The organism is Marinobacter goseongensis (genome assembly GCF_023156235.1).
Taxonomy (GTDB): Bacteria; Pseudomonadota; Gammaproteobacteria; order Pseudomonadales; family Oleiphilaceae; genus Marinobacter; species Marinobacter goseongensis.
The window spans coordinates 1-1,278 of sequence record NZ_JAKZAI010000074.1 but is presented as its reverse complement, the minus strand read 5'-3'; the positions used below and the strand labels follow the sequence as shown (position 1 = coordinate 1,278).

Sequence of the window (1,278 nt, the reverse complement as noted above, 5' to 3'; positions counted from 1 at the left end):
GGTTCATCGCGCTTTACCGGGAAATGCTGCTTTTATCTTCAGAAAGAAGTAGTCGTTATCCCGGTAGCCGTAGGCCACCCGCTTGATCACCTTGATCTTGTTGTTCATTCCCTCCAACACACTGGTGTTCAACCGGTAGACCGCGCTGGCGATAATGCCGTCGACGTAGCCCTTGAGGCGCCTGGCAAACTGCTGCACGGGGGCCAGCCCACTACTCATAGCCAGATTTAGCCAGTCTTGCCAGCGTTGTCTGGCATCGGCCTCTGAGGGAGCGTACCAGAGCTCTTTGAGCTGGTCTTTCAGGACGTAGACAGTCATCAGGGGCTGGTTGGCTTGCAGCAGTTCTTCGAGCTTCAGAGCCTGCTCATCCTTGAGGTTGCCTCGGTTTCTGAGCAACAGCCAGCGACTTCGTTTCACTACTTTGCGAGCCGGCTTGTCGTGTCGAAGCTGATTGGCCTGATCGACCCGGACACGGTCAATCACTTCCCGTCCGAACTTTGCTACAACGTGGAACAGGTCATAGACCACCCGTGCTTGTGGGCAGTGGTGCTGAACTTCCAGGTCCATGGCGGTATTCATATCCATCGCCACGGCTTCGATCTGGCCACAGGTTTCCGGCCCCAGCCATTCAAAGAAGGGGCGTACCGCTGCTCGACTGCGACCTTCTCCAACCCAGAGGACTTGTTGAGTATCCGCATCAATCGCCACGGTGGCGTAGCGGTGTCCCTTGAACAAGGCGAACTCATCCATGATCAGTCGACGAATCCGGCGTTTATCTGGCTCAGTCACTTCTCGTTTGAGGCGCCGATGGTCGATGGCCTTGACCGTATGCCAATGCAACCCTAGCAGCGTTGCCACATGTTGGATCGGCATCAGTCGTACCAGGGATTCAATCCAACTGACCATGCCTGCCGTCAGACGCTGTCGCCCTGGTAACCAGCGAATCTGTTCAAGCTTGGGGCCACAGGTCGTACAACGAACTCGGCGAACTGGCACGTCCAGCCAGACGCGGTATTGGAACAGGTCGCGTTCTCGGACTCGTCGGGTGCTGATGTCATGGATGGCAAGCGTGTGCTGATTACAACCACTGCAGCATGGCAAGTAATCGTCGGCAGGTTGCAGTCGGATGAGCAGAGATTGAGCGTCAATCTGGGCATACGATTCTATCGTGAATCCTTCCCAGAACAGGGCAAGAGGATTAGCATTCATAGGGACGGCGGTGAGTCGGTCAGGTTTGTTGTTTTGGCGAACTCAAAACTAACCGGTTTTACCGCCGTC

Annotated in this window: 2 protein-coding genes; one reads left to right on the top strand and one right to left on the bottom strand. The window is 55.6% G+C overall.

The annotated features are described in order from the left end of the window. Positions 1-3: 3 nt before the first annotated feature. Entirely contained in the window at positions 4-1,149 is a 1,146-nt protein-coding gene (locus MLC70_RS18385; protein WP_248185984.1) for an ISL3 family transposase, read from the bottom strand. On the opposite strand from MLC70_RS18385, the gene MLC70_RS18705 reads away from it, so the two are divergent. Continuing rightward, positions 1,057-1,278: hypothetical protein (locus MLC70_RS18705; RefSeq protein ID WP_248185987.1), on the top strand; the 222-nt coding region annotated here is incomplete at its 3' end. The two genes, MLC70_RS18385 and MLC70_RS18705, sit on opposite strands and share 93 nt — an antisense overlap.